This is a genomic window from Aquabacterium sp. A7-Y (genome assembly GCF_026153205.1).
Classification (GTDB): domain Bacteria; phylum Pseudomonadota; class Gammaproteobacteria; order Burkholderiales; family Burkholderiaceae_C; genus Caldimonas.
This window is the reverse complement of record NZ_JAPFBW010000021.1, coordinates 36,498-63,134: the sequence shown is the minus strand read 5'-3', so window position 1 is coordinate 63,134 and position 26,637 is coordinate 36,498. Positions and strand designations below refer to the sequence as shown.

The following is a 26,637-nucleotide window of genomic DNA, read 5'->3' as shown; positions in this document are numbered from 1 at the left end:
CGGGGCAAAAAAAGTCGTCCATGCTGTCCTCCGAATCCGGGGCCGGCCTCAGGCCAGCCAGCGTTTGCGGCGCCGGTAGCTCTTGACGTCGCGGAAGCTGCGCCGGTCGCCGCCGCCGATGCCGAGGTAAAACTCCTTGACGTCCTCGTTGTCGGCCAGCGCCGCGGCGGCGCCGTCCATCACGATGCGGCCGTTTTCCAGGATGTAGCCGTGGTCGGCATAGCGCAGTGCCATCGCGGTGTTCTGCTCGGCCAGCAGGAAGGTGACACCCTCGCGCTGGTTGAGGTCTCGCACGATCTCGAAGACCTCCTCGACCACCTGGGGCGCCAGGCCCATCGAGGGTTCGTCGAGCAGCACCATCTTCGGCTGGCTCATCAGTGCGCGGCCGATCGCGCACATCTGCTGCTCGCCGCCGGACGTGTAGGCGGCCTGCGAGTGGCGGCGTGTCTTGAGGCGCGGGAAGTAGCCGTAGACCTTCTCCAGCGTCTCGGCCACCGCGGCCTTGCCATCGCGGCGCGTGTAGGCGCCGGTCAGCAGGTTCTCCTCGATGCTGAGGTGGGCGAAGCAGTGGCGGCCTTCCATCACCTGCACGACACCGCGGCGCACCAGTTCGGAGGGCGACAGCGCCTCGATGCGCTCGCCGCGCAGCTCGATGCTGCCCTTGCTGACGGCGCCGCGCTCGCCCTGCAGCAGGTTGCTGACGGCACGCAGGGTGGTGGTCTTGCCGGCCCCGTTGCCACCGAGCAGCGCAACGATGCCGCCCTCGGGCACCTGCAGCGAAACGCCTTTGAGCACGAGGATCACGTGGTTGTAGATCACCTCGATGCCCTTGACCTCCAGGAGCGCCGGACGCCGCGTCGTGGCAGCGCCGGCCCGCACAGGATCTTCGAGGACCGCCGCTCCGCTCATGACTGGCAGTCCGCCGGCGTGCGGCGCTCCAGCTTCTTTTCGGCCGCGTAGCGATCGGCGGCGGTTTTCACCAGCGGCTTGAGGATCTGCTCGTCGGCCTGGTACCAGTCGGAGCTGAAGCTCCACTTCTTGCCGTCCCAGCTGTGCACCCGCACCCAGGACGAGCCCATGTGGTCCACGCAGGAGGTGCTCACCGGGCGCATCACGCCGGCGAAACCCAGCGCGTCGAGCTTCTTCTGGTCCAGCGCCAGGTTCTCCAGGCCCCAGCGCACCTGCTCGCCGCCCATCACCTTGCCCTTGCCGAAACGCTCCTGGGCGCGCCTGACGCCCTCCACACCCAGCATGGCCGAGAGCATCCCGCGCATGTAGAGCACCGTGCCGACTTCCTCCCTGGGGCCCGTGCCCTGGCCCTTGGCGTGCACCAGGGACAGCACGTTCTGGATCACCTTGGCGTCGGGATGGGCCCCGTGCTGCAAGGCCGCCGCGTGGTAGCCGCGCGCGCCCTCGCCGACATCCTTCACGTCCGGCTCGGCGCCGGCCCACCAGACGCCGTACATCTTGTCGCGCGGGTAGCCGGTGGCCTGGGCCTCCTTCAGCGCGGTCGAGTTCATCACCCCCCAGCCCCACAGGAAGACGTAGTCGGGCCGGCTCTGGCGCACCTGCAGCCAGGTCGCCTTCTGCTCGACGCCGGGCGCCGTCACCGGCAGCAGCTGCAGCTCGAAGCCGTGCAGGCGCGCGCGCTCCTGCAGCAGCGGGATGGGCTCCTTGCCGAAGGGCGAGTCGTGGTAGACCAGCGCGATCTTCTTGCCGCGCAGCTTGGCGGCCCCGCCCTCGAGCTTGGCGACGTGCTGGACCAGCGCATCGGCGCTGACCCAGTAGGTGCCCAGCAGCGGGAAATTCCACTTGAAGACGCCGCCGTCGGCCGATTCCGAGCGGCCATAACCCGCCGTCACCAGCGGGATCTTGTCCTGCGGCGCCTTCTCGGTCAGCGCGAAGGTGATGCCGGTGGACAGCGGCTGGAACACCGTCGCGCCCTTGCCCTTGAGCCGCTCGTAGCATTCGACGCCGCGGTCGGTGGCGTAGCCGGTCTCGCATTCCTCGAAGCTGATCTTCACGCCGTTGATGCCGCCCTGGGCATTCACCAGCTTGAGATAGTCCACGTAGCCGTTCGCGAAGGGCACGCCGTTGGGCGCATAGGCGCCGGTGCGGTAGACCAGCACCGGGAAGAACTGCTCCTTGGCCTGGGCCGCGGCGGCGCCGGGCATCAGGGCGCCGCTGCAGGCGAGCGCGGCCGCGAGGGCGAGGGACTTGAGGCTCATGGACTTTTCTCCTGTCGTGTCGGTCTTGTGCGGGAACATCAGTGTGGGAAGGGCCACAGGCGCAGCTTTTCCTTGGCGGTGGACCAGAGGCGGGCGAGGCCGTGCGGCTCGACGATGAGGAACCAGACGATCAAGGCGCCGAAGATCATGTATTCGAGGTGCGAGGCGGTCGCGGTCGACAGTGGCAGCCCGAACCACCCCGGCACCTGGTTCAGCAGCAAGGGCAGCACGACGATGAAGGCGGCGCCGAAAAAGCTGCCCATGATGGAGCCCAGCCCGCCGATGATGACCATGAACAGCAGCTGGAAGCTGCGGTCGATGCTGAAGGCGGCCGGCTCCCACGAGCCGAGGTGCACGAAGCCCCACAGCCCACCGGCCACGCCAACCAGGAAGGAGCTGACCGCGAAGGCGGTCAGCTTGGCGTAGACCGGCCGGATGCCGATCACCGCGGCGGCCACGTCCATGTCGCGGATGGCCATCCACTCGCGGCCGATGGCGCCGCGCACCAGGTTCTTGGCCAGCAGTGCGAAGACCACCACGACAAGCAGGCAGAACAGGTACTTCTGCACCGGGGTCTCCACCGGCAGCCCGAAGGCCTCCAGGCCCGAGACGCTGACCGAGCCGGAGGGTGTGTCGTTGGTGAGCCACTTGATGCGCAGGAAGGCCCAATCGAGGAAAAACTGCGCCGCCAGCGTTGCCACTGCCAGGTAGAGCCCGCGGATGCGCAGCGAGGGGATGCCGAACAGCACCCCCACGCCGGTCGCGCACAACCCGCCCAGCAGCAGCGAGGCCACCAGCGGCATCCCGTCGATGCGCACCTGGAAGTTGTAGGCTGCATAGGCGCCCACCGCCATGAAGGCGCCGGTGCCGAGCGAGATCTGCCCGCAGTAGCCGACCAGGATGTTCAGGCCGAGCGCGGCCAGCGACAGGATCAGGAAGGGGATCAGCAGCGCCCGCAGCAGGTACTCGGGCGCCAGCGCCGGCACCACGACCAAGGCCAGCACCAGCAGCAGCGCGATGGCGATACGGTCCTGGCGGATGGGGAAGATCTGCTGGTCGGCCCGGTAGCTGGTCTTGAACTGGCCGTTTTCGCGGTAGAGCATGTCTCTTCCTAAAGGTCAGACCCGGTCGATGATCTTCTCGCCGAACAGGCCTTGCGGCCGTACCAGCAGGAACAGCAACGCCAGCACATAGGCGAACCAGATCTCGATGCCCCCGCCCAATGCCGGCCCGAGGTAGACCTCGGAGAGCTTCTCGCCCACGCCGATGATCAGTCCGCCGGCGATGGCGCCCGGCACCGAGGTGAGCCCTCCCAGGATCACCACCGGCAGCGCCTTGAGCGCGACCAGCGAGAGGGAGAACTGCACCCCCAGCTTGGAGCCCCAGACGATGCCGGCGACCAGCGCGACGAAACCCGCCACCGACCAGACGATGACCCAGATGCGTCCGAGCGGGATGCCGATGGACTGGGCCGCCTGGTGATCGTCGGCCACCGCGCGCAGCGCGCGGCCGGTGCCGGTCTTCTGGAAGAACAGCGCCAGGGCGGCCACCAGCGCGGCGGCGACCCCGGCGGCGATCAGGTCCTCCTGGCTCAGCAGGATGCCGCCGGGGAAGGCCTGCTCGGCAAGGATCAGCGGGTCCTTCGGCATGCCGACGTCGATCTTGTAGATGTCCGAGCCGAACAGGGTCTGGCCGAAGCCGTCGAGGAAGTAGGTGATGCCCAGGGTTGCCATCAGGAGCGTCACGCCCTCCTGGTTGACCAGCCGGCCCAGCACCAGCTTCTGGATCAGCCAGGCCAGCACGACCATCACCGCCATCGCGGCGGCGAAGGCCAGCAGGTTGGCCAGCAGCCGGCTCTCGAAACCCAGCCAGCGCGGGAACCACTCCGAGAAGCGCGCCATCGCGAGCGCCGCGAACAGCACCATTGCGCCCTGCGCGAAGTTGAACACGCCCGAGGCCTTGAAGATCAGCACGAAACCCAGCGCGATCAGCGCGTACAGCATGCCGGCCATCAACCCGCCGAACAGCGTTTCGAGGAAAAAACCCATCGCCTGCCGCCTTTCCCGGTGGTGTCGCGTTGTGATGTTTCAGTGCGCCGTGCCCAGGTAGGCGCGGATCACGTCGGGGTGTTGCCGCACCTGCGCGGGCGTGCCGTCGGCGATCTTGCGGCCGTGGTCGAGCACGACCACCCGGTCGCTGAGGTCCATCACCACGCCGATGTCGTGCTCGATCAGCACGATCGTGGTGCCGAACTCGTCGTTGACGTCGAGGATGAAGCGGCACATGTCCTGTTTCTCCTCGACGTTCATGCCGGCCATCGGCTCGTCGAGCAGCAGCAGCTGCGGCTCCATCGCCAGCGCCCGGCCCAGATCGACCCGCTTCTGCAGTCCGTAGGGCAGGCGGCCGACCGGCGTCTTGCGGCAGGCCTGCAGGTCGAGGAAGTCGATGATGCGCTCGACCGCTTCGCGGTGCGCGATGTCCTCGCGCTCGGCCGGGCCCCAGCGCAGCGCCTGCAGCAGCAGCGAGCTTTTCATCTTCAGGTTGCGCCCGGTCATCAAGTTGTCGAGCACGCTCATGCCCTTGAACAGGGCCAGATTCTGGAAGGTGCGGGCCACCCCCATCTCGGCCACCTGGCGCGGGTTCATGTGGCGGAAGGCCTGCCCGCGCAGGCAGATGGCCCCCTGTTGCGGCGCGTAGACCCCGTTGATGCAGTTGAGCATCGAGCTCTTGCCGGCACCGTTGGGGCCGATGATGGCGCGGATCTCGTGTTCCCGGACGTCGAAGCTGATGCCGCTCAGCGCCTTCACGCCGCCGAAGCCCAGCGAGATGTCGCGCACCTCGAGGATCACGTCACCGATGTGGCGGCCAGCCCCCGGCGACGCATGCGAGCCGTCGAGGTCGGCCGGCGCCGGGGCCGCGGCCGGCGCCGCGCTTTCGTGCGGGGCGGCAGGGGGAAGCGCCTTGCGGGCGGCGAGCACACTCATGCGGCGCTCCTGAGCGGGGTGAAGGTGCGGGCGTCGGCCAAGCGCAGCTCGGCTTTCACCTGGCCGCGCCGGCCGTCTTCGAAGCGCACTTCGGTCTCGATGTACTGCGAGGCCAGGCCCTCGTAGAGGGCGTCGACCAGGACTCGGTACTTGCCGGCGATATGGCCGCGCCTGACCTTGCGGGTGCGGGTCAGCTCCCCGTCGTCGGCGTCCAGCTCCTTGTGCAGCACCAGGAAGCGGGCGATCTGGCAGGCGTGCAGGCGAGCGTCGGCCGCCAGGTCGGTATTGACCTTCTCGATGCATTCGCGCACCAGCTCATACACCTCGGGCTTCTGCGCCAGGTCGGTGTAGCCGGCATAGGGCAGGCCGCGCCGCTCGGCCCAGTTGCCGACCGCCTCGATATCGATGTTGACGAAGGCGCAGACCTGCTGGCGGCCGTCGCCGAAGGCCACCGCCTCCTTGATGCAGGGAAAGAACTTCAGCTTGTTCTCGATGTACTTGGGCGCGAACAGCGCCCCGCCCTGCAGCCGCCCGACGTCCTTGGCCCGGTCGATGATGCGCAGGTGGCCGTCGGTGTCGATGTAGCCGGCGTCCCCCGAGCGGTACCAGCCGTCGGCGGTCTTCACCTCGGCGGTGGCTTCCGGGTTGCGGTGGTATTCCTTGAGCAGGCCGGGCGAGCGGATCAGGATCTCGCCGCTCGGCTCCACCTTCAGCTCGACGCCGTCGATCGGCACGCCGACCGTGTCGGCGCGCACCTGGTGGTCGGGCTGCAGGCAGACGAACACGGCGGTCTCGGTCGAGCCGTAGAGCTGCTTGAGGTTGATGCCGATGGCCCGGTAGAAGGTGAAGAGGTCGGGCCCGATCGCCTCGCCTGCGGTGTAGGCGACGCGGATGCGGCTGAAGCCCAGGGTGTTGCGCAGCGGGCCGTAGATCAGCAGGTCGCCCAGGCGCCAGAGCAGGCGGTCGGCGAGGCCCAGGCTCCGCCCGTCCAGGCGCGCCGGCCCGACGCGACGTGCCAGCGCCATGCAGCGCTCGAACAGCCAGCGCTTGGCGCGGCCGGCGTCTTCCATGCGGATCGTCACGCTGGTCAGGAGGCTTTCGAAAACGCGTGGCGGCGCGAAGTAATAGGTCGGGCCGATCTCCTTGAGGTCGGTGGTGACGGTGGCCGCCGATTCCGGGCAGCTGACCACGTAGCCGCAGGCCAGCCATTGCGCATAGCTGAAGCTGTTCTGCCCGATCCAGGCCGGCGGCAGGTAGGCCAGCACTTCCTCGCGCTCGTTCAGCCGGTCGAAGCGGGCCCCGGCCTGGGCCCGGTCGATCAGTGCGCGGTGGGTGTGCACCACCCCCTTGGGCAGACCGGTGGTGCCGGAGGTGAAAAACATCGCCGCGACATCGTCCGGCGTGCCGAGCGCGACCTCGGCGTCGAACAGCCCGGGGTGGCCCTCCAAGTGAGCGCGGCCGCGTTCGAGCAGGCCGTCCAGGCTCGCCAGGCCGGGCTCGCGGTAGTGGCGCAGCCCGCGCCCGTCGTCGAAAAAGAGGTGCTGCAGCTGGGGGCAGTCCGGGCGCACTTCGAGCAGCTTGTCGACCTGTTCCTGGTCTTCCACCACCGCAAAGCGGACCTCGGCGTTCTGCAGCGGGTAGACGAACTCGGCGGCCGCCGCGTCCTGGTACAGCGGCACCGGGATGGCCCCGAGCGACTGGGCCGCCAGCATCGTCGCGTAGAGCCGGGGCCGGTTCTCGCCGACCACCACGATGTGCTCGCCGCGCCGCAGGCCGGCCTCCGCCAGGCCGCCGGCCAGCTCGCGCACCAGCTGCGCCAGCGCGGCCCAGCTGAGGGTTTGCCAGATGCCGTATTCCTTCTCGCGCAGCGCCGGCCGGTCGGGGCGGCGTCTGGCGTGCTCGAGCAACAGACGCGGAAACGTGCTGGGCACCGTCGGTCTCCTTAGGGGCCTCCCGAGCCGGGCGGCGAGGGAAGTTGGGGCAGATGCTAGGCAGGAGTTTGACGCCAGGTTGTCGTTGTGACGACAATCCTAGGGTCCATCCCCAGGGGAATTACCCCGAGTGTGAGCCCATGGCCGAAGCCGCTGCCGTCACTCCGCTGCACCGCCGGGCTCGCCACGCGACACCGGCCGAGCTGGCCGACATCGTGTGGCTGCAGACGCTGGAGCCCGCCGACCGCGACCGTGTGGCCGAGGAGCTCCAGGTCGCCGAGGCCCACCCCGGCGAGCTGCTGTGCCGCATCGGTCGCACCCCGAGCTACTGGCTGGGGGTGGTCAGCGGCCTGCTCAAGATGAACAACGACTCCTCGGTGGGGGCACCGGTGACCTTCACCGGCATCCCGCCCGGCGCCTGGTTCGGCGAGGGCACGCTGCTCAAGCACGAGGCCTACCGCTACAACGTGCAGGCCCTGCGCAAAAGCACGGTCGCGGGGCTGCCGATGGCCAGCTTCCATCGTCTGCTCGACAACAGCATCCCCTTCAACCGCTTCGTGATGCGCCAGCTCAACGAGCGCCTGGGCCAGTTCATTGCCGCGCGCGAGATCGACCGCCTCAACGACCCGGACCTGCGGGTGGCGCGCAGCCTCGCCGCGCTGTTCCATCCGGTGCTCTACCCGGGCGTCGGCTCTTTGCTGCGCATCACGCAGCAGGAGCTGGGCATGCTGGTGGGGCTGTCGCGCCAGCGGGTCAACGAGGCCTTGCACACCTTGCAGCGCAGCGGGCTCATCCGCATCGAGTACGGCGGCGTGCGTGTGCTGGATCTGGACGGCCTGCAGCGCCAAGTCTTCCACAGCTGAGCTGCGCAGCGCGTCGATATACTGACCTCTACCGACGGCCAGGGCGGGTCGCCGGAGCGAGGGCGTTCGGCGCCCCGCGTACAAGACGAGCCCGCACAGAACAAGAAAACCACCGAAAAAAATGGGCCTGCGCCGCGCTGCGCGGGGGAGAGGGGCGTTGGATGCAACACGTCGACTTCATGCACCTGCTGCGCCTCAGCGAGCAGGCCTGCGAGAGCGATGCACGCGCCTATCGCCGCAGCGTCTGGTGGTTCGCGCTGCTGGGGTATGCCGTCGTGGTCCTGTTCGGCCTGGGGGCGCTGGCCGCGCTGGCCGGGGTGGCTCTGGCCTGGCAGCAGCGCGGCTTCGCCGGCTGGATGGCCTGGGCCGGTGCCGCCGCGGCGGCCTTGGGGGTGGTCTGCGTGCGCGCCGTGGTGACGCGCTTCGACCCGCCCGACGGCTGCCGCATCGAGCCGGCCGAGTCGCCCGAGCTGTTCAAGGCGCTGGAGCGCATCCGCCACAAGGTCAAGGGCCCGCGCATCGACGTCGTGCTGGTCGACGCCGAGTTCAATGCGGCCATCCTGCAGCGGCCGCGCTGGGGCCTGTTCGGGCACACCAACTACCTCGTCATCGGCTGGCCCATGCTGTGCGCGCTGGAGCCGCGCCGGCTGCTCGCGGTGGTCGCGCACGAATACGGCCACCTGCGCGGCGAGCACGGCAAGTTCTCGGCCTGGGTTTACCGCACCCGCACCGCCTGGTGGCGCATGTACAACGCCTACCAGGACGACGAGAGCCCGCTGTCCTGGCTGTTCCGGCGCTTTTTCTCCTGGTACATCCCGCGCTTCAACGCGCGCACCTTCGCGCTGGCCCGGCAGGACGAGTACGAGGCCGACCGCATCGCCGCAGCCCTCTGCGGCGCCGAGGTGGTGGCGCAGGCCTGGAGCGAGATCGAGATCAAGTCGAGCTGGTATGCCGAGGCCTACTGGCGGCGGCTGTGGCGGCGCGCGCTGAAGGAGGCGGTGCCCGAGCCGATGCCGCACGCCGGCATGGGCGAGGGCCTGCTGGAGCCGCCGCCCGAGGACTTCGCCTGCGAAGCGCTGCGCCAGGCGATGCAGCGGCTGCCGGGCTACGACGACACCCACCCGGTGCCGCGCGACCGGCTCGCGGCCCTGGGCCTCAAGCCCGCCATGCCGGCCTGGTCACCCCAGGGCTCGCTGGAGCTGCTGGGGCGGGCCGCCCGGCGCGTCGCGCAGCATTTCGATGCGCAGTGGTGGCAGGAGATGCGGCGCGACTGGGGCCGCCACCGGGAGCACCTGCAGCAGTGCCGTGCGCGCATCGCCGAGCTCAAGCCGCGCGCGGCCTCGCTCACGGCCGAGGAATGGCTGGAATGGGCCGAGTGTTTCGAAGCGCTCAGCGAGGCCGACAGCACGCCCTTCTACGAGCAGGCCCTGCAGCGTGACCCCCAGCATGGCGGCGCGTTGCGCGCGCTGGCGGAGCGCCGTTCACGCCAGCTGCACCCCGAAACGCCGGAGCTGCTGGAGCGCCTGCAGGCCCAGCATCCCGAGCACGGCTGGGCCGCCTGCTCGATCGCGCTGGACTGGCTGGACCGGCTCCAGCACGGCGGCTGCGAGGTGGCGCCGAAAACGCGGCGCGGCTGGCGCGAACGGCTCGAGGCCTTCGAGGCGCTGGAAGCGCGCGCCTGGCAGGAGTTCACCTCCACCCACCCCTGCCAGGGCGCGGTGCCGCCGCAGCTCGGACGCGAGGAACGCAAGCAGCTCACGGGCGAGCTGATCCGCACCCCCGAGGTCCAGGCTGCCTGGCTGGGCGGCAAGCAGGTTGCGGCCTTGCCGGGGCGCGCCTACTTCGTGCTGTTCGTGCGGCTCAAGCGCCCCGACGAAGCGCTCGGGAGCGACCTGGTGCGGCGGCTGATGCAGCAGCTGCCCTACACCGGGCAGTTGCTGGTCACCGTGGTGGACCTGTATGTGTCCGAGAGCGACATGAAGGCCGCGGGAGCGCAGCCGGTCTACCAGCGCCGCCAGCGCTGAAGCCCCTGCACGCACCTAGGCGCCTGCGGCCGACGGGGCGACAGCCGGGAGGTCCATCCGCTACAGTGCCTGGCATCGGAACACGCGGTCGAAGGAGCCATCGTGAGCCAGTCTTTGAACGCCGAGGTCGCTGCCGCGGGCCGCATCGTGGCGGTGCCCCGGATCCTGGAGGTGGTCTGCCGCAGCACCGGGCTGGGCTTCGCCGCCGTGGCGCGCGTCACCGAAGACCGCTGGATCGCATGCGCGGTGCGCGACGAGATCGGCTTCGGCCTGGAGCCGGGCGGCGAACTGCAGGTGGAGACGACGCTCTGCAACGAGATCCGCGCCAGCGGCCAACGGGTCGTGATCGAGCACGTGCAGGAAGACCCGCGCTACTGCGAACACCACACGCCGAGGCGGTATGGCTTCCAGAGCTACATCGCGGTGCCCATCTACCGGCCGGACCGGCGCTTTTTCGGCACGCTGTGCGCCATCGATCCCCGGCCGATTCGCCTCAACACCCCCGAGACCATCGGCATGTTCGAGCTGTTCGCCGACCTGATCGGCTTTCATCTCGATGCCCAGGAGCGCCTGGCCGCCAGCGAGGCCGAACTGCTCGACGAGCGCCGGGCCGCCGAGCTGCGCGAACAGTTCATCGCGGTGCTGGGCCACGACCTGCGCAACCCCCTCATGGCGATCGCGATGACGTCCCGCCTGCTGCAGAAGTCGGCGCCCGACGCCAAGGTCAGCCAGGCGGCCGGGCTCATCCAGGGCAGCGCGACGCGCATGGCGGGCATCATCAACAACGTGCTGGATTTCGCGCGCGGCCGGCTCGGCGGCGGCTTGGGCGTCACCCGGGTGGCGGACCCGGCGCTGGCGCCCATGCTGGAGCAGGTGGTCGCCGAGTTGCAGGCGGTTTGGCCGGACCGGGTCATCCGGACCGAGCTGTCGCTGCAGGCCCCGGTCGTGTGCGACAGTGCGCGCATCGCGCAGCTGTTTTCCAACCTGCTGGCCAACGCACTCACCCACGGCGACCCGGCAGGGCCGGTGTCGGTCGAAGCCTGCAGCGACCAGCAAGGCTTCACGCTGTCGGTCGCCAACCGCGGCGAGCCGATCCCGCCGCAGACGCTGGACGGCCTGTTCCAGCCCTTCTCCCGCGAGGAGTCCGCGCGGCCGGGCGATCAGGGGCTGGGGCTGGGTCTCTACATCGCCTCGGAGATCGCCCGGGCGCACGGCGGTTCTCTGGAGGTCGCCTCCTCGGTGGAAGAGACGCGATTCATCTTCCGCATGCAAGCCGCGGCGGGGTGAGGCCCGAATCCTGCATCTCTTCTCGCGCGCGTGCACGAATTCTGCACACGGCGAGTGTGTCGTGTGCCGCAACGATCACACATTGTGCGTGCCACCGCATAAAGTTCTGGTTGCCAAGGGGTCGCCGGGAGCGGCCCGACAAGGAGACCGACATGCCCACCCTCGAACGCCTGAGCCCCGATGCCGCGCGCCAGGAACTGCAGCGGCTGCCGCACTGGCAGCTCGACGAGCAGCGCGGCGCGATCCGGCGCACTTTCAAGTTCGCCGACTTCAGCCATGCCTTCGCCTTCATGACGCACCTGGCGCTGCTGGCCGAGCAGCGCAACCACCATCCGGAGTGGTTCAACGTCTACAACCGGGTCGAGATCACGCTCACCACCCACGACGTCGACGGCCTCTCGGCGCGCGATATCGAGCTGGCGCTGAAGGCCGACGAGGCCTTCGCGCGCTTCGGCGGGCCGGGGGCTTCATGAAGGTCGCGGAGAAACACGGCGCCGCGGCCGGCGAGGCCGGCCGTCCGGCGCGCGCCGACTGGACCATCGACCAGGGCTGGGAGCAGTACAGCGAGGCCGAGCACGGCGTCTGGAAAACCTTGTTCGAGCGCCAGTGCAAGCTGTTGCCGGGGCGGGCCTGCGACGAATTCGTCCGGGGCATGAGCGACCTGACCCTCGACGCCGACCGGATCCCCGACTTCCGCCGCTTGAGCGAGGTGCTGATGAAACGCACCGGCTGGCAGATCGTCGCGGTGCCCGGTCTGGTGCCCGACGAGGTGTTTTTCGAGCACCTCGCGAACCGCCGCTTCCCGGCCGGCCAGTTCATCCGCAAGCCCGGGCAGCTCGACTACCTCGAAGAGCCGGATGTGTTCCACGACGTGTTCGGCCACGTGCCGATGCTGGTGAACCCGGTGATGGCCGACTACATCCAGGCCTACGGCGTCGGCGGCCTGCGGGCCCGGCAGCTGGGCGTGCTGCCGCAGCTGGCGCGCGTCTACTGGTACACGGTGGAATTCGGCCTGGTGCAGCAGCGCGATGGGCTGCGGCTCTACGGCGCCGGGATCGCCTCGTCCTTCACCGAGAGCGTGTTCTGCCTCGACGATGCCTCGCCCAACCGCCTGGGCTTCGACCTGGAGCGGGTGATGCGCACCCGCTACCGCATCGACGACTTCCAGGAGACCTACTTCGTGCTCGACCACCTGGACCAGCTGCTGGAGCTGGCGCACATCGACTTCGCGCCGCTCTACGAGCGCGTGAAACAGGCGAGCGAGCTGGAGCCCGGCGACGTGCTGCCGGGCGACCGTGTCATCGGCCGGGGCACCGGCACCTACCACCGCGCCAAGCGCCAGGGGATGTGAAGTGAGTGATCTGCGTGAACAGACCGTGGTCGTCACCGGCGCGGCCGGCCATCTCGGACGTGCGGTGGCTGCGGCCTTCGACGCCCGCGGGGCCCAGCTGGTGCTGCTGGACCGCGAGCGCGCCGCGCTGCAGCAGGTCTACGGCGGGGAGACGCCGCGACGCCTGTTCGTCGCGGCCGACCTGCTCGACGCCGCCCAGGTGGAGAGCGCCTTGCGCAGCGCGCACGAGCGTCATGGCCGCATCGACGTGCTCTGCAACCTGGCCGGCGGCTTCCGCATGGGCGAGGCGGTGCACGAAACCTCGGCTCGCACCTGGGACTTCCTGATGGACATCAATGCCCGCACCGTGCTGCACGCGGTGGCCGCTGCGGTGCCCTGGATGCAAAAGGCCGGACAGGGTCGCATTGTCAATGTGGCGGCTGGCGCGGCGCAGCGCGGCATGGCGCAGATGGGCGCCTACTGTGCGTCCAAGAGCGCAGTGATCCGCCTCACCGAGTCCATGGCGGCCGAACTGCGCGAGCAGGGCATCAACGTCAACTGCGTGCTGCCCACCATCATCGACACGCCGGACAACCGCGCCGCGATGCCGGATGCCGACCCGGGCCGCTGGGTGGCGCCGGCCGACCTCGCCGAGGTCATCGTTTTCCTCGCGTCGCCCGCCGCACGCGCGGTGCACGGTGCGGCGCTGCCGGTGTCGGGCCTGAGCTGATTCGCGGGCCGGCCGGGACGCGCTTGGCCGAGCCGGGGATAATCATCCGCAGCCGGTCGGCTTCGGACCGTTTATCGCCAGCCCGGCTCTGGCACAGACTTTGATTTCGGCATGACAAGGGCAGCACAGTGGGCGCTCGTGACCGGGGCGCCACGCCGCGGAGGCGAAGCCATCTGCAAGGAACTCCACCGGCGCGGGCTGGGCGTGATCGTGCACCACAGCCGGGCCGGCTCGGCGCCGGATGCGGCCCGGCTGGTCGATCTGCTCAACGCCTCGCGTCCCGGTTCGGCGCTCGCCTGGGCGGCCGACTTCACGGCCCGCGAGCTGCCGGCCCTGCCGGCGCTGCCGCAGCCGGACGCCTCGATCTCGGTGCTGGTGTGCAACGCCTCGCTCTACCGGCCCAGCGATCTGCACGACCACGCGGTGCGCGACGCCGACCTGCAGGTGCACCTGCTCAGCCACGCCACCCTGATCGAGCGGCTGCGCGGCGGCCTGCGGGCGCTGGTGGGCGTCACCGACATCCATGTGCACGTGCCGCACCGCGGTCACCTGTGGTACCACGTGAGCAAGGCGGCCCTGGAGTCGCTGATCCTGACCCTGAGCGTCGAGCTGGCGCCGGCCACGCGCTGCAACGTGGTCGCTCCCGGGGCCTTGCCCTGGCCAGCCGACAATCACCTGGAGGCCGAGCGCATCCGAGAAGTACAGCAGACCATTCCGCTCGGCCGGACCGGCAGCTTCGAGGAGCTGGGCCAGGTGGTGACCTGGCTGGCGCTCGACGCGAGCTATGTCAACGGCAGCGTGGTGCCCTTGGACGGGGGGCGCTCGCGCTGGATGCGGTGAGCCGGCCGGTGCCGGCAGAACCGCAGGGAGGGCGATCATGACAACCCATCGACGCAGGGCCTGTGTCGCGCTGCTGGGCGCGCTGGTGCCATCGCTGTTGCCGGCCGCGACGCCGGCCGGCGAGCGACCCATGCTGACCTTCTCGGGCCGCATCACCCGCTACACCGACAGCGGGCGCAAGGTGTACGAGATCTCCGAGGCGGCGCTGCTCGCGATGCCCCGGCGCACCATCCGCACCGGCACCAGCTGGACTCCGCCGGCCCGCTTCGAGGGACCGCTGCTCAGCCACCTGCTGCAGCTCGTGGGCGGCACCGGCAGCACCTTGCGCTGCCGCGCGGTGGACGACTACGAAGTGAGCGTGCCGGCCTCCGACGCCGAGCGCTGGGGCGTGATCCTCGCGCACAGCATGGACGGCAAGCGCCTGTCCTCGCGCGATTTCGGCCCGCTCTGGCTGGTCTATCCGCGCGACGAGTACCCGCGCGAACTGGACACCCCGGCGACGGTGGCCAAGTTCATCTGGCAGGTCGACGCGATCGAGGTGGCATGAGGCGTGGCGCCTCCCGACTGGCGCGCGCCTGGTCGCTGTGGCGCACCTGGCTGCCCTTCGTGCTGGCCTGCGGCCTGATCGGCGCCGCCGTCGTCGCGCTGGCCTGGCACTGGTTCCTCAAGGACCGGCAGCAGCCCGAGTGGAGCGGGCCGCACGAAGGGCTCTACTGGACTGCCGCGCAGTATCAGCTGGCCCTGCAGTCACTCGCGCTGGCCCTGCTGCAGCAGCAACAGGCAGGCGGGGCCGACGCCGAGCGTGAGGTGCGGCGGCGCGCCGACGTGCTGCACTCCAAGTTCCGGCTGCTGAGTGGCTCGGCCGAGTTGCAGCACTACTTCGAGGGCGTGGAGGACTACCGGCCCAGCGTCGATGTCCTGGGCCGTTTCATGGCCGAACTCGAGCACCGGCTCTCCGCTGCCCGAAACGGCCAGGCGGCGCGGGAGGCGCTGCTGCTGCAACTGCAGGAGGCGGTGCGGACCGCCTCGCGGCTGTCCAATGCGGTGCGCGCCGAGGAGATGGCCTACCGCGACCGCACCGCCGCCCGCTTCGCCCAGCACCAGGCGGCACGCTTCTGGCAGACCCTGGCGCTGATGGCCGTGCTGTTCCTGTGGGCGGCCTTCGTCTATGGCAACCGGCTGCGCGCCCGCGAGATGGTGCGCCGGCTGGAAGGGTTGCTGGAAGCCGAGCGCATGGCGATGGCGGCGGTGGCCTCGGCCAACCAGGCCAAGGAGGCTTTCCTGGGCATGATCTCGCACGAGATCCGCACGCCGCTGCAGACCCTGCTGGCCTCGGTCGACCTGTTCGAACTGCACGCCGCGAGCCTGCCCGAGCTCGGGCGGCCGCTGCAGCGCATGCGGGCCTCCGCCGCACAGCTGGAAGCGCAGATGCGCGACCTGACCGATTTCGCCCGGCTCGAGTCGGGGCCCATCGCGCTGCACCCCGGTCGCTTCGATGCGGCGGCCCTGGTGCGCGAAGCGGCCGAGCCCTTCACCACCATGGCGGCCGACAAAGGGCTGGTCCTGGATGTCGATGCCGGCGAGGGCCCGTTGTGGCTGATCGACGACGGCGCGCGGATTCGGCAGATCCTCGCCAACCTGCTCAGCAACGCGATCAAGTACACCGCCAGCGGCCACGTGCACCTGCGGCTGGATCGGACCCAGCTGCCGAGCGGTCTCTACGCCATCCTGGTCGAGGACAGCGGGCGCGGCATCCCGCCGGACAAGACGTCCGAGATCTTCCTGCCCTTCGTGCGCCTGCGCGGCAAGGACGAGGCCAGCATCGAGGGCTCGGGCATCGGGCTGGCGGTGGTGCACCGCCTGGTCGACCTGCTGGGCGGGCGCATCGAGGTGCAGAGCCAGCCTGGCCGCGGCAGCCGTTTCCGTGTCGTGCTGCCGGCGCGGGTGGCCGAGGCCGGGACGGCCGCCTGCGCCGCACCGACCGGCGGGGAGCGCCTGCTGGGGCTGGGTCGGGCGCTGGTGGTGGACGACGCGCCGCAGGTCCGCTTGGCGCTGACCGAGCTGCTGCTGGCGCTGGGCTGCGCCGAATGCGTCGGGGCCGAGGGCGGTGCCCGGGCGATGGCGCTGTTGCGGGAGCAGCCCTTCGACCTGATCCTGCTGGACCTGCAGATGCCGCTGCCCGATGGCTACCAGGTGGCCCAGGCCTTGCGCGATGCGCCGGCCAACCGCCACACCCTGTTGCTGGCGATGAGCGCGGGTGCCGTGGACCGCTCACGTGCCGGTGCCGAGCGCTTCGACGCCTGCCTGCAGAAACCCATCGTGCGCAGCGCGCTGCTGGACGCGGTGCGCGACCGGCTCCATGTGGGCGGCCCGCCGACGAGCTGACCGGCGAGCCGGCCGGCGACCCCGCGGGGCCCGGCCCACGGACTGGTCGCACGAGGGGCGCGGTCTCACATCCTCAGGCGGTTGTCGATGGCCGCGGCCAGCACCCGCGGGTAGACCGGTTTCTCGAACAGCAGCACGTCATGCTGGCGCATGGTCGCCGCGAGTTCGCTTTCGTTCGCGGTGCCGTCGCGCAACTGCCCGGTCAACAACAGCAGCGGGGCCGTCGGGTGGGCCTGGCGGATCTCGCGGCAGACCTGCTGCGCGGTCTCGCCGCCGCCCAGCAGCCAGTCGACCACGAAGCCGTCGTAACGCCTCTCGCTGCACGCCTGCACCAGTGCTCGCGAGGTGTAGAAAGCCTCGCAGGCATAGCCGGCCGCGAGGAAAAAGTCGGCCACCGTGTCGGCCAGCAGCGCGTCGTCGTCGAGCACCGCGATGCGCGGCTGGGTCTCGGCCTCGGTGGGCGCGAGTTCGACCTGCAGCACCGCATGGCGGGGACCGTCGGGCAGCTCGCGCGGCACACCCAGCCACCAACCCGTGTGGGTCTGGACCGCGGCGATCGCGGCGGCCGCGCGGTAGCCCAGCGGCGCACCGATGCGCGCCATGCAGGCCAGCTGACGGCCGCCCAGCAGGAAGGTCGCAGGTGCCGCGGCCGGCGCCGCCGGGACGGGCGGACGGACCGCTTCGGCGAAGACCGTGTGCAGGCCTTCATCGAAATGCGCGGCGAGCGTCTGCACCTCCAGCAGGCGCCATCCGACCGCGCCCCTGAGTTTCTTGCGCGCGGTCGCGTCATTCAGGCCCAGCACCTCTGCGACGCGGCTGGCGTGCGAGCGCTCGGGCACGCCGTGGCGACTCAGCAGCGCGGCCACCAGGCGGCCGACTTCGCGTGCCTCGTCGTGGAGCTCTCCGGCCGTGCGAGCCGCTGGTCCCTCGTCTGATGTGTCCATGCATGTCCCCGTTCTCGGGGATTATTCTCGCCAAGCGCGCGTTTTGTGCGCGTTTTGTGCGCTTGGCAAACATGCAGTTGCACATACGCGGTGGCTGGTTTTTCAAGGTGCGCAAAATTCGCGCGGTTCGCGGCGGAGTGGAAGCGGCTCGCCGGGCCCAGGGAGAAGAGGCAGACATGCCGAGCATCAAGCAACTGGACGTTCGAGTTCACATCGGGGGTGGCGAGGCCCGCCAGGTTCCCTGGGAGCAGTACCTGGCCATGTACGAGGGCGCACGCCGGCGCCTGGAGACGCGTTCACGCGTGTTGCTGCTGCGCGGTTCGCAGTTCGCGGCTGCGGTGCTGAAATGGCTCTGGGACCTGCTGCGCCTCACGCCGCTGCTGATGTTCTGGGTGCTGGTGGCCTGCGCGACATGGGACAGTGCCCTGTGGCAGCCCGGCCCGGCCGGCATGCCCTTGCTGCAACCGGCCGTGTTGCAGCCGGCGCTGTTTTTGTCGCTGTCCTTGTCCTGCCTGTTCGCGACCTTGCGCCATGCCCTGGCCGCGGACGAAGCGACGAGCCGGCAGCGGCGTCTGCAGGCGGATGTGGAGCAGCAGCTGCGCGCCCGCCTGGGGGTGTCTGCCGCGACCCCGCTGCACGTCGACCGCCTGCCGGTCGCTGAGCCGGGAGGGGCACGCCGGTGTTGAGCTCAGGGGTTGCTGACGCCGGCGGCGACGTGACCGGCCGGCACATGGGCGGCGGCGTTTTCGATATGGCGCATCTGGTCGTCGAAAAAGAAGTCGGGCTCGAACTCGCGCAGGAACTCCCCCTTGGGCAGACCGCCGAGGAACAGCGCTTCGTCGACCTCGATCTTCCAATTCATCAGCGTGCGGATGGCCCGTTCGTGGGCCGGTGCGCTGCGCGCCGTGACCAGCGCCGTGCGGATGCGCATCAGCGGGCTGCCGCTGTGCTGCAGGCGGTGCAGGGCTTCGAGCAAGGGCTTGAAGGGCCCCGCCGGCAGCGGGTTGTCGACCCGGCTGGTCTCGTGCTGCTGGAAGGCGTCCAGCCCGCCGGACTGGAACACCTGCTCGGCCTCGTCGGAGAACAGCACCGCGTCGCCGTCGAAGGCAATGCGCACCTCGTGCGGGTGGGCGTCGGAGGCTCGTGCGGAATGCGGATAGACCCGCGCGGCGGGAAAGCCGACTTCCAGCGCCGAGCGCACGTCCAGGTCGTTGGCCGACAGGAACAGGTTGGCGTTGAGCGGCCGCAGGTAGCGGTAGGGCGACTGCCCGCGCGTGAAGACGCCGCGCTGGATCGGCAGGCCGTAGTGCTGCGCCGAGCGGAACACGCGCAGTCCCGAATAGGGGTCGTTGCGGGACAGGATCACCACTTCCACGCGCGGCTTGCCGTCGGCGGTTTCGCGGTTGAAGGCGAGCAGCTTGTGCACCAGCGAAAAGGCGACGCCCGGCTTGGCGGGCACCTCCAGTCGCTGCATCTGCAGCTGCATGTAGGCGTGGTCGTCGGTGGCCTCGAAAAGCTGGTTCTCTTCCTCGAAGTCGAACAGCGCGCGCGAGGAGATCGCCACCACCAACTGACCGGCGAGAGTGATGCTCATGAGAGCACCCCGCTCACCGGGGACGGCAAGCCAGCCTCCGGGAGGGCTGCGGCCGGGGGCTCCGGCATCAGCGGCCGGCAAGACAGTGAAGCTTCCATGGGCCGCGATGATAGTGGTGTCGCCCGACCATCGAAACGCCGCTGTCTCCGCGGGGCGGAAGGCCCCGCATTTCCATGTCATCATCCGCCGCCCCGCGAGGCCTCCTGTGTCGCGGGCGCAGCAGTAACGAGGCAGTTTGAGGGAACCCCATGCTCGAAAAATTGATGCACCGGCTGGTGTGCGGCGCGGCGGCGGCCTGCTTGGCCGCGTGTGGCGGGGGCGACGACCGCGGCGGCGACGCCCGGGAGCCCAACGGCGGTGTCGACGGCGATCTCAGGGCGGAAAGCTTCATCGCGACGGCCGACACCGCGATGGAAACGCTGCAGTCGAGTGCGTCCCTGTCGAGCCTGGTGCTGTCGGCCTCGCCGGCGACCGTCGGCACGGTGAGTCGGCGTACCGCGCGTCGCCACCCGCTTTATGCACTGCACCGACTGGTCGCCGACCCACTGGCCGGCCGTGTCGCGCGCAAACAAGCGGTGGGCAGCTTCACCGATTATGACGAGAGCTATTGCGACAGCGGACGGCTGCTGATCGCCGTCGAGTACGGCAGCGACACCGGGCATACCGTCGGCGACCACACCACCGTGACTTCCGACGCGTGTGTCGTCAACGGAAACCCGGTGGTGGGCCGCATCACCGGGACGCTGACGGCTTTCCGCAAAGGCAGCAACAACAGCGTGCAGGCGACGGTCAACGTCGATTTTGCCGCCTTCGGGCACGGTCAGTTCCGGGCCGATGGCCGCACCATCGTGGACCTCAGCTACCCGGAGAACGGCGACAGCCACTTCGTGCTGGCCTACGAGGACTTCCGCATCGGCGCCGGGCCGGCCGCGAGGACGTGGCGGCACCGCGTCACCCTCAGCTACCTGTACCAGGCGGAAGCGACGACGATGAGCTTTGCAGGCACGGTGCTGATCGACGGCCGGCGTTACGAGGTGAGCCAGGAGCAGGCCTTCGAACTGGGCGAGGAGGAGTTCCCGACCCGCGGGCTGCTGCGCATGCGCGACGCCGACGGCGACCGGCTCGAGGTGCAGGCCGAGGGCAGCTGGCTCAGCTACCGCCTGTTCCTGGCCAGGAACGCCGGCAGCCGGCCCGACGCGAGCGCGCGCAGAACCGCGCCGCTGTGGTGAGGCGGCCCCCGCGCCGCAGCTTCATTGCACGAAGCCGATGGCCTGCTTTTTGACGCCCGTGTCGGGCAGGTCCTTTTCCTCGATGCGCCCGCGCTGGTCGAGCTTGGCGTTGCCGAAGGCGGTCATCCAGGCGCGGCGCATCTCGCGCGGCGCGAGCCCGCTCATGCGCTCCAGCACCGCCTCGCCGGGCTCGGGGTCGAAGCGCGAGCCCCAGTCGTGCTCGCCGCGGATGGCCTGGTAGAGGCGCAGCGCGATGCGGCGCGCGGCATCGCGGTCCGGCGCGGGCACGGTGTAGACGTTCATCCGGTTCAGGATGGGGTCGGGGATGGCGCGTTCGTCGTTGGCGGTGGCGACCCAGATGAGCTGGCTGGCGTCGATGGGCACTTCCGCGAACTCGTCGGTGAAGGCCTGCGCGGTGTCGTGCTCGAGCAGGCTGTAGAGCGCGCCCAGCGGGTCGTACGTGGCCTCGGCGCCGGCCTTGTCGATCTCGTCGACCACCATCACCGGGTTGGCATACTGGCCGTCCACCAGGGTCTCGAAGACCTTGCCCGGGCGGGCGCCCTTCCACTGCGAGGAGGCGCCCGAGAGCACCCAGCCGGCGGTCAGCGAGCTCATCGCGACGAAACCCATGCCGGTGCCCAGCAGCTGCGAGAGGCGGCGCGCGAAGTGGGTCTTGCCGATGCCGGGTGAGCCGAGCAGCAGCATGGGCGTGATCTCGAGGGCGTCCCGGCTGTCCTCGCACAGCGCCAGCTGGCGCTTCACGTCATCCAGCACCTCGCTGAAGTTGGGCAGCTCGTCGTAGAGCGCGTCCATCGCCGGCAGCCCCGAAGGCTTGACTTGGAAACGTTCGGGACCACGCTCCAGCATGCGCTCGTAGGTCGAGCGCAGGTTTTCATGTTCCTTCTGCGGCAGCTTGTCCAGCCGCCGCTCGACATCGGTGAGCCGGTAGACGGCACGCATGTGGGCGATCGGGATATGGTGACCGCCGCGCACGGGAACCAGGTCATTGGCACTCATCGGATGAACCTCCAGGGGACACCGCAGGTGAGATGGATTCAAGCAGAGCCTGCCTGCCGCGGGCCGGGGAACAAACGGGGAAAACCCCGCCTGTTCACTCGTCCGCTGCAGCACCGTGACGTCCGGCCGGAAGCGCTGGGCCGCCCGCCGCCGTCACCGAGGGCTTAAGCATGACCTGTGCCCGGTTTTTCGTGTGTCGGACCGTCGCCGACAAGGCGCGTCGGCGCTGGCCTTCGCGGGGCAGGCGCTCAGCGCACCCAGGAGTTGAGCTGGATGATGGGCATCAGCACGGCCAGCACGATCATCATCACCACCAGGCCCATCACGACGATGAGCAGCGGCTCGAGGATAGTGGCCAGCGCCATCGCGCGACGCTGCACCTCCTGGCCGAGCTGGTCGGCGGCGCGGCCGAGCATGTGGGGCAGGCGCCCGGTCTGCTCGCCCAGGCGCGAAAACATCGCGATCAGACCGGGGAAGCGCTTTTTCCCGGCCAGTGCCGAGGCCAGCGGCGCGCCTTCCCGCACCTGCACCAGGGCGTCCAGCGCGTCGACGCGCATGGCGCGGTTGTTGAGGGTTTCGGCTGCGGCCTGCAGCGCCTTCAGGATGGGCACGCCGGCGCCGGCCAGCATCGCCAGCGTGCCGGCGAAACGCGCCGCGTTGTAGCCGCGCGCCAGCCGCCCGACCAGCGGCAGCGTGAGCCAGGCCGCGTCGAAACGCTCGCGGAAGGCCTCGTTGCGCAGCGACCACGACAGCATGCCGCCGCCCGCGGCCAGCAGCAGCGCCACCAGCCAGCCCCACTGGCGCACGAAGGCGCTGATGGCGAGCATCGCCACGGTCAGGAAGGGCAATGCCTGCTTGCTGCTGGAGAACACCGAGGCGACCTGCGGCACGACATAGGTCACCAGGAAGATGACGATCACGACGGCCACCAGGGAGACGATGGCCGGGTAGAGCGCGGCGCCGATCAGCTTGCTGCGCAGCGCCTGGCGCTCCTCCAGGTCGTCGGCCAGCTTCTCCAGCACCAGGCCCAGGCCGCCGCTCTGTTCACCGGCGGCGACCACCGCGCGGTAGATCTCGTCGAACTCGCGCGGCGCGCTGCCCAGGGCCTTGGCGAAGCTGGAGCCGGCGTTGACCTCGCTGCGCAGGTGGGCCAGCAGTTCGCGCTGGCGCTCGTCCTCGGCTTCGTCGCCGAGCGCAGTGAGGGCACGCTCCAGCGGCAGGCCGGAGGTGACCAGGCCCGAGAGCTGACGGGTCCAGATCGCCAGGCCGGTGGAGCTGAAGGCCTTGCGGCGCAGGTTGACGTTGCCGGGCTTGTCGGCCTCGGCGGCGACCGCGTGGACCTCCAGCGGCACCAGCTTCTGGGCGCGCAGCTGGGCGCGCGCGGCCTTGGCGTTGTCGGCTTCGATCAGTCCGGTGCTGCTGTTGCCGGCGGCGTCGAGCGCTTCAAAACGGTAGGCGGGCATGGATGTCGGGCGGAGTCAGCGGGTCGGGGGCTCAGTCGCGTGTCACGCGCAGCACTTCCTCGAGCGAGGTGAGGCCGGCACGCACCAGGCGCTCGCCGTCCTCGCGCATGGTGCGCATGCCGGCCTGCTCGGCCGCGACGAACAGCTGCGACTCGGCGGCGCGGCTGTGGATCAGCGCGCGCACCTTGTCGTCGGCCACCATCAGCTCGTAGACGCCGGTGCGGCCCTTGTAGCCGGTGTTGCCGCATTCGGGGCAGCCCACCGGGTGCCAGCGACCGTTGGCGTCCTGGCGCTTGCAGACGATGCAGAGCTTGCGCACCAGACGCTGCGCCAGCACGCCGAGCAGCGAGGAAGACAGCAGGAAGGGCTCGACCCCCATGTCGGTTAGGCGGGTGACCGCGCTGGGCGCATCGTTGGTGTGCAGGGTGGCGAGCACCAGGTGGCCGGTCAGCGAGGCCTGGATGGCGATCTGCGCGGTCTCGAAGTCGCGGATTTCGCCGATCATGATGACGTCCGGGTCCTGGCGCAGGATGGCGCGCAGGGCCTTGGCGAAGGTCAGGTCGATCTTGGCGTTGACCTGGGTCTGGCCGATGCCGGGCAGCTCGTACTCGACCGGGTCCTCCACCGTCAGGATGTTGGTGGTGGAGGTGTCGATGCGGCCCAGCCCGGCGTAGAGCGTGGTGGTCTTGCCGGAGCCGGTGGGGCCGGTGACCAGCACGATGCCGTGAGGCTGCTTGACCAGCTTGTTGAAGCGCACCAGGGTGTCGCCGCCCATGCCCAGGCCTTCGAGCGTGAACTTGGTCTCGCCCTTGTCGAGCAGACGCAGCACCGCACGCTCGCCATGGGCCGAGGGTAATGTCGAAACCCGCACGTCGATCGCGCGGCCGCCGATGCGCAGCGAGATGCGGCCGTCCTGCGGCAGGCGCTTCTCCGAGATGTCGAGCTCGGCCATGATCTTCAGGCGCGAGATCAGCGCGGCGTGCAGGGCCTTGTTGGGCTGCACCACCTCGCGCAGCCCGCCGTCGACGCGGAAGCGCACCGAGGAGCTGCGCTCGTAGGGCTCGATGTGGATGTCGGACGCGCCGTCCTTGGCCGCCTGCGTCAGCAGGGCGTTGAGCATGCGGATGATGGGCGCGTCGTTGGCGGCCTCCAGCAGGTCCTCGACGGCCGGCAGGTCCTGCATCATGCGCGACAGGTCGACCGCGCTCTCGACCTCGCCGACCACCGCGGCCGCGCTCGACTCGCCGCCGGCGTAGGCAGCGGCGATGCGCTGCGACAAGGTGGCCGCGGCCTCGCGTTCGAAGGCATGCACCTCGAAGTGCCGCAGCACCTCCGAGATGGCCTGGGGCGAGACGCTTTCGTCGGCCCACAGCACCAGGCGTTCGCCGTCGTCCTCGAGCAGGACGGTGTGGGCTTTCGCGAAGGCGTAAGGCAGGGGATGGCGGGCGCCCATGCTGCGGCCTCCTGCTCAGTTCACCGGGGCGGCGGGCGCGCTCGGCGCTGCCGGGGTGGCGGGGCCCGGGGCGATGGGCTGCGTCGGCGCAGGTGCAGGGGTCGCCGGAGTCGCGGGCGGCTTCGGCGCCGTCGCGGCGTCGGGCGCTTGGGGCCTGCCCAGCGCGGGCAGCACCGGTGCCTCGTTGACGGGGATCAGCACGCGGTGTTCGGGCTGGTTGTCCTTCTGCTGCGCGCGGATGATGTCGTAGCGGTCCATCGACATGCGGTTCAGGGCATCCTGGTCGCGCATCACGATGGGACGCAGGAAGATCATCAGGTTGGTCTTTTCGCGCTTGCGGCGCTCACTTCGGAACAGCCCGCCGATCACCGGTGCGTCACCCAGCAGAGGCACCTTGTCGCGGTTGTCCTCGAACTTGTCCTCGATGAGGCCGCCAAGGACCACGATGGCGCCATCGTCGACCACCACGTTGGACTCGACCGCGCGCTTGTTGGTGATGATGCCGGAGGCCGAGCTGTCCTGGACGCTCGAGACCTCCTGGTAGATCTGCATGCGCACCGTGCCGTTCTCGCCGATCTGCGGCTTGACGCGCAAGGTGATGCCCACGTCCTTGCGCTCGATGGTCTGGAAGGGGCTGGTCGTGCCGGTGCCGGTGTTGGTGTACTGGCCGGTCACGAACGGCACGTTCTGACCCACGGTGATCTTGGCTTCCTCGTTGTCCAGGGTCACCAGGTTGGGCGTGGACAGGACGTTGCCGCCGACGTTGGTTTCGAGGAAACGCGCCAGCGCCGCCAGGTTGTAGACGTTGCCGAACTTCTTGATCAGGCCGACGTTCAGGCCTCCCCCGGGGACGGGCGGGCCGCCCTCGGTGCCGGTGCTTCGACCCGCGGCCGCCAGCGACAGGTTGATGATGTTGTTGCCGCCGCCGCCGAAGTTGGTGCCCCCGACCAGTCCGTACTTGTCGCCGTCCTTGCCCAGCAGGCCCTGCCACTGGAAGCCCGCCTCGGCCATCTTGGTGGCATTGACCTCGACGATCATGGTCTCGACATAAACCTGGGCCCGGCGCGAGTCGAGCTGCTCGATCACGGCACGCAGCTGCCGGTAGAGCGGCTCGGCGGCGGTGATGATCAGCGAGTTGCTGGCCGGGTCGGCCTGGATGAAGCCGCCTGTCGAGGGCTGGGCCGCGGCGTTGACCGGCGAGGCCGCCTGCGGCGAGACGCCGCTGGTGCCGTTGCCGCCGCCCAGCGCGCCGGCATAACTGTTCTGCAGATTGCCGGGCTGGTTGCCGCCGCCCTGGATGTTGCCGAGCCCGCCGACATTGCCGGCGCCGGTGCCGCCGGCGGCCTGCTGGGCCGCCTGTGCCTGGCTCGCGAAGGCCGCGCGCAGCACCTGGGCGAGGCGCACCGCGTCGGCATTTTTCAGGTAGACCACGTGGATGCCGCTGCCGGCCGCCCCGTTGGCGCCGGGCCGATCCAGGCGCGCCACCAGCGACTTGATCGCGTTCATCCGGGCCGGGTTCGGGGCCTTGACGAGCAGCGAGTTGGTGCGCGCGTCCGCCATGATCGAGCCGCCGCCGCTGGCGCCGCCCTGGCCCACCGGTGCTCCGGGCGGCAGGCCGGGAACGCCCCCGCCGGCCTGGTCCGCCAGTCGCTGCACGACGGGCAGCAGGTCGGTCACGACAGCATGCTGCAGGGGGATCACCTCGACGTCGGTGCTGCCGGGGATGTCGAGGGCGGCGATGATCTTGGCCAGCCGGCGCAGGTTGTCGGCGTAGTCGGTGATGACCAGCGAGTTGTTGCCGGCGTTGACGTTGATGGTGTTGTTGGGGCTGATCAGCGGGCGCAACACCGTCACGAGGTTGTTGGCGTTCTCGTAGTTGATGCGGAAGATCTGCGTGATCACCTGGTCGCCGCGCTGCGGCGTCACGGCGCCGGCCGAGACGCTGCCGGTCTGCAGCTTGGCGTCGGCCTCGGGCACGATCTTGTAGAGGCCGTCGACCTGCACCAGCGCGAAACCCAGACCGCGCAGCGCGGCCAGGAAGCTCAGGTAGGCGTCGGCCCGGGTCATGGGCTGCTCGCTGTAGAGCGTCATGGTGCCCTTGACCCGCGGGTCGACCACAAACTGGCGCTTCAGGATCACTCCCATCGCGCGCGCGACGCCTTCGATGTCGGCGTTGACGAAATTCAGCGTCACCTGGTTGGAGACCGGCGCGTCAGCGCGCTCCACCGGGGCCTGCTGCGCCAGCGCGGCGGGCAGGCTCATGACCAGGACCGCGGCCGAGACCGCCGTACACAGCGCTTTGGAACCCATCCGGCCCTGCGACTTCACCTTCATG

At 69.9% G+C, this 26,637-nt stretch carries 23 protein-coding genes; 11 read left to right on the top strand and 12 right to left on the bottom strand.

Annotated elements, in window-relative coordinates; all coding sequences use genetic code 11:
- Nucleotides 1-48: 48 nt before the first annotated feature.
- From OOT46_RS18910 to OOT46_RS18885, 6 genes are read right to left on the bottom strand one after another with little or no spacing between them, the layout of a single operon-like run.
- Nucleotides 49-909: an ABC transporter ATP-binding protein gene (locus OOT46_RS18910; RefSeq protein ID WP_265405183.1), complete on the bottom strand. Its 861-nt coding sequence runs from the start codon at nucleotides 907-909 to the stop codon at nucleotides 49-51.
- Nucleotides 906-2,228 carry an ABC transporter substrate-binding protein gene (locus OOT46_RS18905; RefSeq protein ID WP_265405182.1) on the bottom strand — a complete coding sequence of 441 codons (1,323 nt, stop codon included), beginning with the start codon at nucleotides 2,226-2,228 and terminating at the stop codon, nucleotides 906-908. The genes OOT46_RS18910 and OOT46_RS18905 overlap by 4 nt, the downstream gene beginning before the upstream one ends.
- A gap of 38 nt (nucleotides 2,229-2,266) precedes the next feature.
- Nucleotides 2,267-3,331 carry a branched-chain amino acid ABC transporter permease gene (locus tag OOT46_RS18900; protein WP_265405181.1) on the bottom strand — a complete coding sequence of 355 codons (1,065 nt, stop codon included), beginning with the start codon at nucleotides 3,329-3,331 and terminating at the stop codon, nucleotides 2,267-2,269.
- Nucleotides 3,332-3,346: 15 nt separating this feature from the next.
- Nucleotides 3,347-4,276 carry a branched-chain amino acid ABC transporter permease gene (locus OOT46_RS18895; protein WP_265405180.1) on the bottom strand — a complete coding sequence of 310 codons (930 nt, stop codon included), beginning with the start codon at nucleotides 4,274-4,276 and terminating at the stop codon, nucleotides 3,347-3,349.
- Nucleotides 4,277-4,315: 39 nt separating this feature from the next.
- Complete coding sequence (locus OOT46_RS18890) at nucleotides 4,316-5,212, bottom strand: ABC transporter ATP-binding protein (RefSeq protein WP_265405179.1); 897 nt, start codon at nucleotides 5,210-5,212, stop codon at nucleotides 4,316-4,318.
- The gene (locus tag OOT46_RS18885) at nucleotides 5,209-7,143 is read right to left on the bottom strand and encodes an AMP-dependent synthetase/ligase (RefSeq protein ID WP_265405178.1); all 1,935 of its coding nucleotides are present in this window, start codon (nucleotides 7,141-7,143) and stop codon (nucleotides 5,209-5,211) included. Before OOT46_RS18885 ends, OOT46_RS18890 begins: the two co-directional genes overlap by 4 nt.
- 140 nt (nucleotides 7,144-7,283) lie before the next feature.
- Here OOT46_RS18885 and OOT46_RS18880 point away from each other — a divergent pair, with 140 nt between their 5' ends.
- From OOT46_RS18880 to OOT46_RS18840, 9 genes are all read left to right on the top strand, one after another.
- The gene (locus OOT46_RS18880) at nucleotides 7,284-8,006 is read left to right on the top strand and encodes a Crp/Fnr family transcriptional regulator (RefSeq protein ID WP_265405177.1); all 723 of its coding nucleotides are present in this window, start codon (nucleotides 7,284-7,286) and stop codon (nucleotides 8,004-8,006) included.
- Nucleotides 8,007-8,167: 161 nt separating this feature from the next.
- A complete protein-coding gene (locus OOT46_RS18875; RefSeq protein WP_265405176.1) occupies nucleotides 8,168-10,030 on the top strand; it encodes a M48 family metallopeptidase in 1,863 nt (620 codons plus the stop codon).
- A gap of 102 nt (nucleotides 10,031-10,132) precedes the next feature.
- Nucleotides 10,133-11,317 carry a GAF domain-containing sensor histidine kinase gene (locus tag OOT46_RS18870; RefSeq protein WP_265405175.1) on the top strand — a complete coding sequence of 395 codons (1,185 nt, stop codon included), beginning with the start codon at nucleotides 10,133-10,135 and terminating at the stop codon, nucleotides 11,315-11,317.
- A 152-nt stretch (nucleotides 11,318-11,469) separates the two neighbouring features.
- Nucleotides 11,470-11,790 (top strand): 4a-hydroxytetrahydrobiopterin dehydratase, encoded by a 321-nt coding sequence (locus OOT46_RS18865; protein ID WP_265405174.1) that lies wholly within the window; start codon nucleotides 11,470-11,472, stop codon nucleotides 11,788-11,790.
- The gene (gene phhA / locus OOT46_RS18860; protein WP_265405173.1) at nucleotides 11,787-12,668 is read left to right on the top strand and encodes a phenylalanine 4-monooxygenase; all 882 of its coding nucleotides are present in this window, start codon (nucleotides 11,787-11,789) and stop codon (nucleotides 12,666-12,668) included. Before OOT46_RS18865 ends, phhA begins: the two co-directional genes overlap by 4 nt.
- 1 nt (nucleotide 12,669) lies before the next feature.
- On the top strand, nucleotides 12,670-13,377 hold the full coding sequence (locus tag OOT46_RS18855) for an SDR family NAD(P)-dependent oxidoreductase (protein ID WP_265405172.1): 708 nt from the start codon (nucleotides 12,670-12,672) through the stop codon (nucleotides 13,375-13,377).
- A 111-nt stretch (nucleotides 13,378-13,488) separates the two neighbouring features.
- Nucleotides 13,489-14,217, top strand: a complete 729-nt coding sequence (locus OOT46_RS18850) for an SDR family oxidoreductase (RefSeq protein ID WP_265405171.1) — start codon at nucleotides 13,489-13,491, stop codon at nucleotides 14,215-14,217.
- Between the two features lie 37 nt (nucleotides 14,218-14,254).
- The gene (locus OOT46_RS18845) at nucleotides 14,255-14,764 is read left to right on the top strand and encodes a molybdopterin-dependent oxidoreductase (RefSeq protein ID WP_265405170.1); all 510 of its coding nucleotides are present in this window, start codon (nucleotides 14,255-14,257) and stop codon (nucleotides 14,762-14,764) included.
- Complete coding sequence (locus OOT46_RS18840; protein ID WP_265405169.1) at nucleotides 14,761-16,602, top strand: hybrid sensor histidine kinase/response regulator; 1,842 nt, start codon at nucleotides 14,761-14,763, stop codon at nucleotides 16,600-16,602. The genes OOT46_RS18845 and OOT46_RS18840 overlap by 4 nt, the downstream gene beginning before the upstream one ends.
- A gap of 65 nt (nucleotides 16,603-16,667) precedes the next feature.
- Here the strand turns inward: OOT46_RS18840 and OOT46_RS18835 are convergent, their stop codons facing one another.
- On the bottom strand, nucleotides 16,668-17,546 hold the full coding sequence (locus tag OOT46_RS18835; protein ID WP_265405168.1) for a response regulator: 879 nt from the start codon (nucleotides 17,544-17,546) through the stop codon (nucleotides 16,668-16,670).
- A 176-nt stretch (nucleotides 17,547-17,722) separates the two neighbouring features.
- Here OOT46_RS18835 and OOT46_RS18830 point away from each other — a divergent pair, with 176 nt between their 5' ends.
- The gene (locus tag OOT46_RS18830) at nucleotides 17,723-18,232 is read left to right on the top strand and encodes a hypothetical protein (protein WP_265405167.1); all 510 of its coding nucleotides are present in this window, start codon (nucleotides 17,723-17,725) and stop codon (nucleotides 18,230-18,232) included.
- Nucleotides 18,233-18,234: 2 nt separating this feature from the next.
- Here the strand turns inward: OOT46_RS18830 and OOT46_RS18825 are convergent, their stop codons facing one another.
- The gene (locus OOT46_RS18825) at nucleotides 18,235-19,140 is read right to left on the bottom strand and encodes a 5'-nucleotidase (RefSeq protein ID WP_265405166.1); all 906 of its coding nucleotides are present in this window, start codon (nucleotides 19,138-19,140) and stop codon (nucleotides 18,235-18,237) included.
- A gap of 248 nt (nucleotides 19,141-19,388) precedes the next feature.
- On the opposite strand from OOT46_RS18825, the gene OOT46_RS18820 reads away from it, so the two are divergent.
- On the top strand, nucleotides 19,389-20,369 hold the full coding sequence (locus OOT46_RS18820) for a hypothetical protein (protein WP_265405165.1): 981 nt from the start codon (nucleotides 19,389-19,391) through the stop codon (nucleotides 20,367-20,369).
- Between the two features lie 21 nt (nucleotides 20,370-20,390).
- Here the strand turns inward: OOT46_RS18820 and OOT46_RS18815 are convergent, their stop codons facing one another.
- The 4 genes from OOT46_RS18815 to gspD all read right to left on the bottom strand — a co-directional run bounded on the left by OOT46_RS18815 (nucleotide 20,391) and on the right by gspD (nucleotide 26,636).
- A complete protein-coding gene (locus OOT46_RS18815; protein ID WP_265405164.1) occupies nucleotides 20,391-21,386 on the bottom strand; it encodes an AAA family ATPase in 996 nt (331 codons plus the stop codon).
- Nucleotides 21,387-21,634: 248 nt separating this feature from the next.
- Entirely contained in the window at nucleotides 21,635-22,849 is a 1,215-nt protein-coding gene (gene gspF, locus OOT46_RS18810; protein WP_265405163.1) for a type II secretion system inner membrane protein GspF, read from the bottom strand.
- Nucleotides 22,850-22,880: 31 nt separating this feature from the next.
- Nucleotides 22,881-24,302, bottom strand: coding sequence for a type II secretion system ATPase GspE (gene gspE / locus OOT46_RS18805; protein WP_265405162.1), 1,422 nt, complete (start codon nucleotides 24,300-24,302; stop codon nucleotides 22,881-22,883).
- A gap of 15 nt (nucleotides 24,303-24,317) precedes the next feature.
- On the bottom strand, nucleotides 24,318-26,636 hold the full coding sequence (gene gspD / locus OOT46_RS18800; protein WP_265405161.1) for a type II secretion system secretin GspD: 2,319 nt from the start codon (nucleotides 26,634-26,636) through the stop codon (nucleotides 24,318-24,320).
- Nucleotide 26,637: the final 1 nt, after the last annotated feature.

Bases quoted from the DNA above. Each gene is read 5' to 3' on its own strand.
- OOT46_RS18890 (WP_265405179.1), bottom strand. From the start codon at position 5,212: ATGAGTGTGCTCGCCGCCCGCAAGGCGCTTCCCCCTGCCGCCCCGCAC.
- OOT46_RS18880 (WP_265405177.1), top strand. From the start codon at position 7,284: ATGGCCGAAGCCGCTGCCGTCACTCCGCTGCACCGCCGGGCTCGCCAC.
- OOT46_RS18830 (WP_265405167.1), top strand. From the start codon at position 17,723: ATGCCGAGCATCAAGCAACTGGACGTTCGAGTTCACATCGGGGGTGGC.
- OOT46_RS18895 (WP_265405180.1), bottom strand. From the start codon at position 4,276: ATGGGTTTTTTCCTCGAAACGCTGTTCGGCGGGTTGATGGCCGGCATG.
- OOT46_RS18835 (WP_265405168.1), bottom strand. From the start codon at position 17,546: ATGGACACATCAGACGAGGGACCAGCGGCTCGCACGGCCGGAGAGCTC.
- OOT46_RS18815 (WP_265405164.1), bottom strand. From the start codon at position 21,386: ATGAGTGCCAATGACCTGGTTCCCGTGCGCGGCGGTCACCATATCCCG.
- gspD (WP_265405161.1), bottom strand. From the start codon at position 26,636: ATGAAGGTGAAGTCGCAGGGCCGGATGGGTTCCAAAGCGCTGTGTACG.
- OOT46_RS18865 (WP_265405174.1), top strand. From the start codon at position 11,470: ATGCCCACCCTCGAACGCCTGAGCCCCGATGCCGCGCGCCAGGAACTG.
- OOT46_RS18850 (WP_265405171.1), top strand. From the start codon at position 13,489: ATGACAAGGGCAGCACAGTGGGCGCTCGTGACCGGGGCGCCACGCCGC.
- gspE (WP_265405162.1), bottom strand. From the start codon at position 24,302: ATGGGCGCCCGCCATCCCCTGCCTTACGCCTTCGCGAAAGCCCACACC.
- OOT46_RS18825 (WP_265405166.1), bottom strand. From the start codon at position 19,140: ATGAGCATCACTCTCGCCGGTCAGTTGGTGGTGGCGATCTCCTCGCGC.
- OOT46_RS18910 (WP_265405183.1), bottom strand. From the start codon at position 909: ATGAGCGGAGCGGCGGTCCTCGAAGATCCTGTGCGGGCCGGCGCTGCC.
- OOT46_RS18905 (WP_265405182.1), bottom strand. From the start codon at position 2,228: ATGAGCCTCAAGTCCCTCGCCCTCGCGGCCGCGCTCGCCTGCAGCGGC.
- OOT46_RS18875 (WP_265405176.1), top strand. From the start codon at position 8,168: ATGCAACACGTCGACTTCATGCACCTGCTGCGCCTCAGCGAGCAGGCC.
- OOT46_RS18900 (WP_265405181.1), bottom strand. From the start codon at position 3,331: ATGCTCTACCGCGAAAACGGCCAGTTCAAGACCAGCTACCGGGCCGAC.
- phhA (WP_265405173.1), top strand. From the start codon at position 11,787: ATGAAGGTCGCGGAGAAACACGGCGCCGCGGCCGGCGAGGCCGGCCGT.
- gspF (WP_265405163.1), bottom strand. From the start codon at position 22,849: ATGCCCGCCTACCGTTTTGAAGCGCTCGACGCCGCCGGCAACAGCAGC.
- OOT46_RS18820 (WP_265405165.1), top strand. From the start codon at position 19,389: ATGCTCGAAAAATTGATGCACCGGCTGGTGTGCGGCGCGGCGGCGGCC.
- OOT46_RS18845 (WP_265405170.1), top strand. From the start codon at position 14,255: ATGACAACCCATCGACGCAGGGCCTGTGTCGCGCTGCTGGGCGCGCTG.
- OOT46_RS18840 (WP_265405169.1), top strand. From the start codon at position 14,761: ATGAGGCGTGGCGCCTCCCGACTGGCGCGCGCCTGGTCGCTGTGGCGC.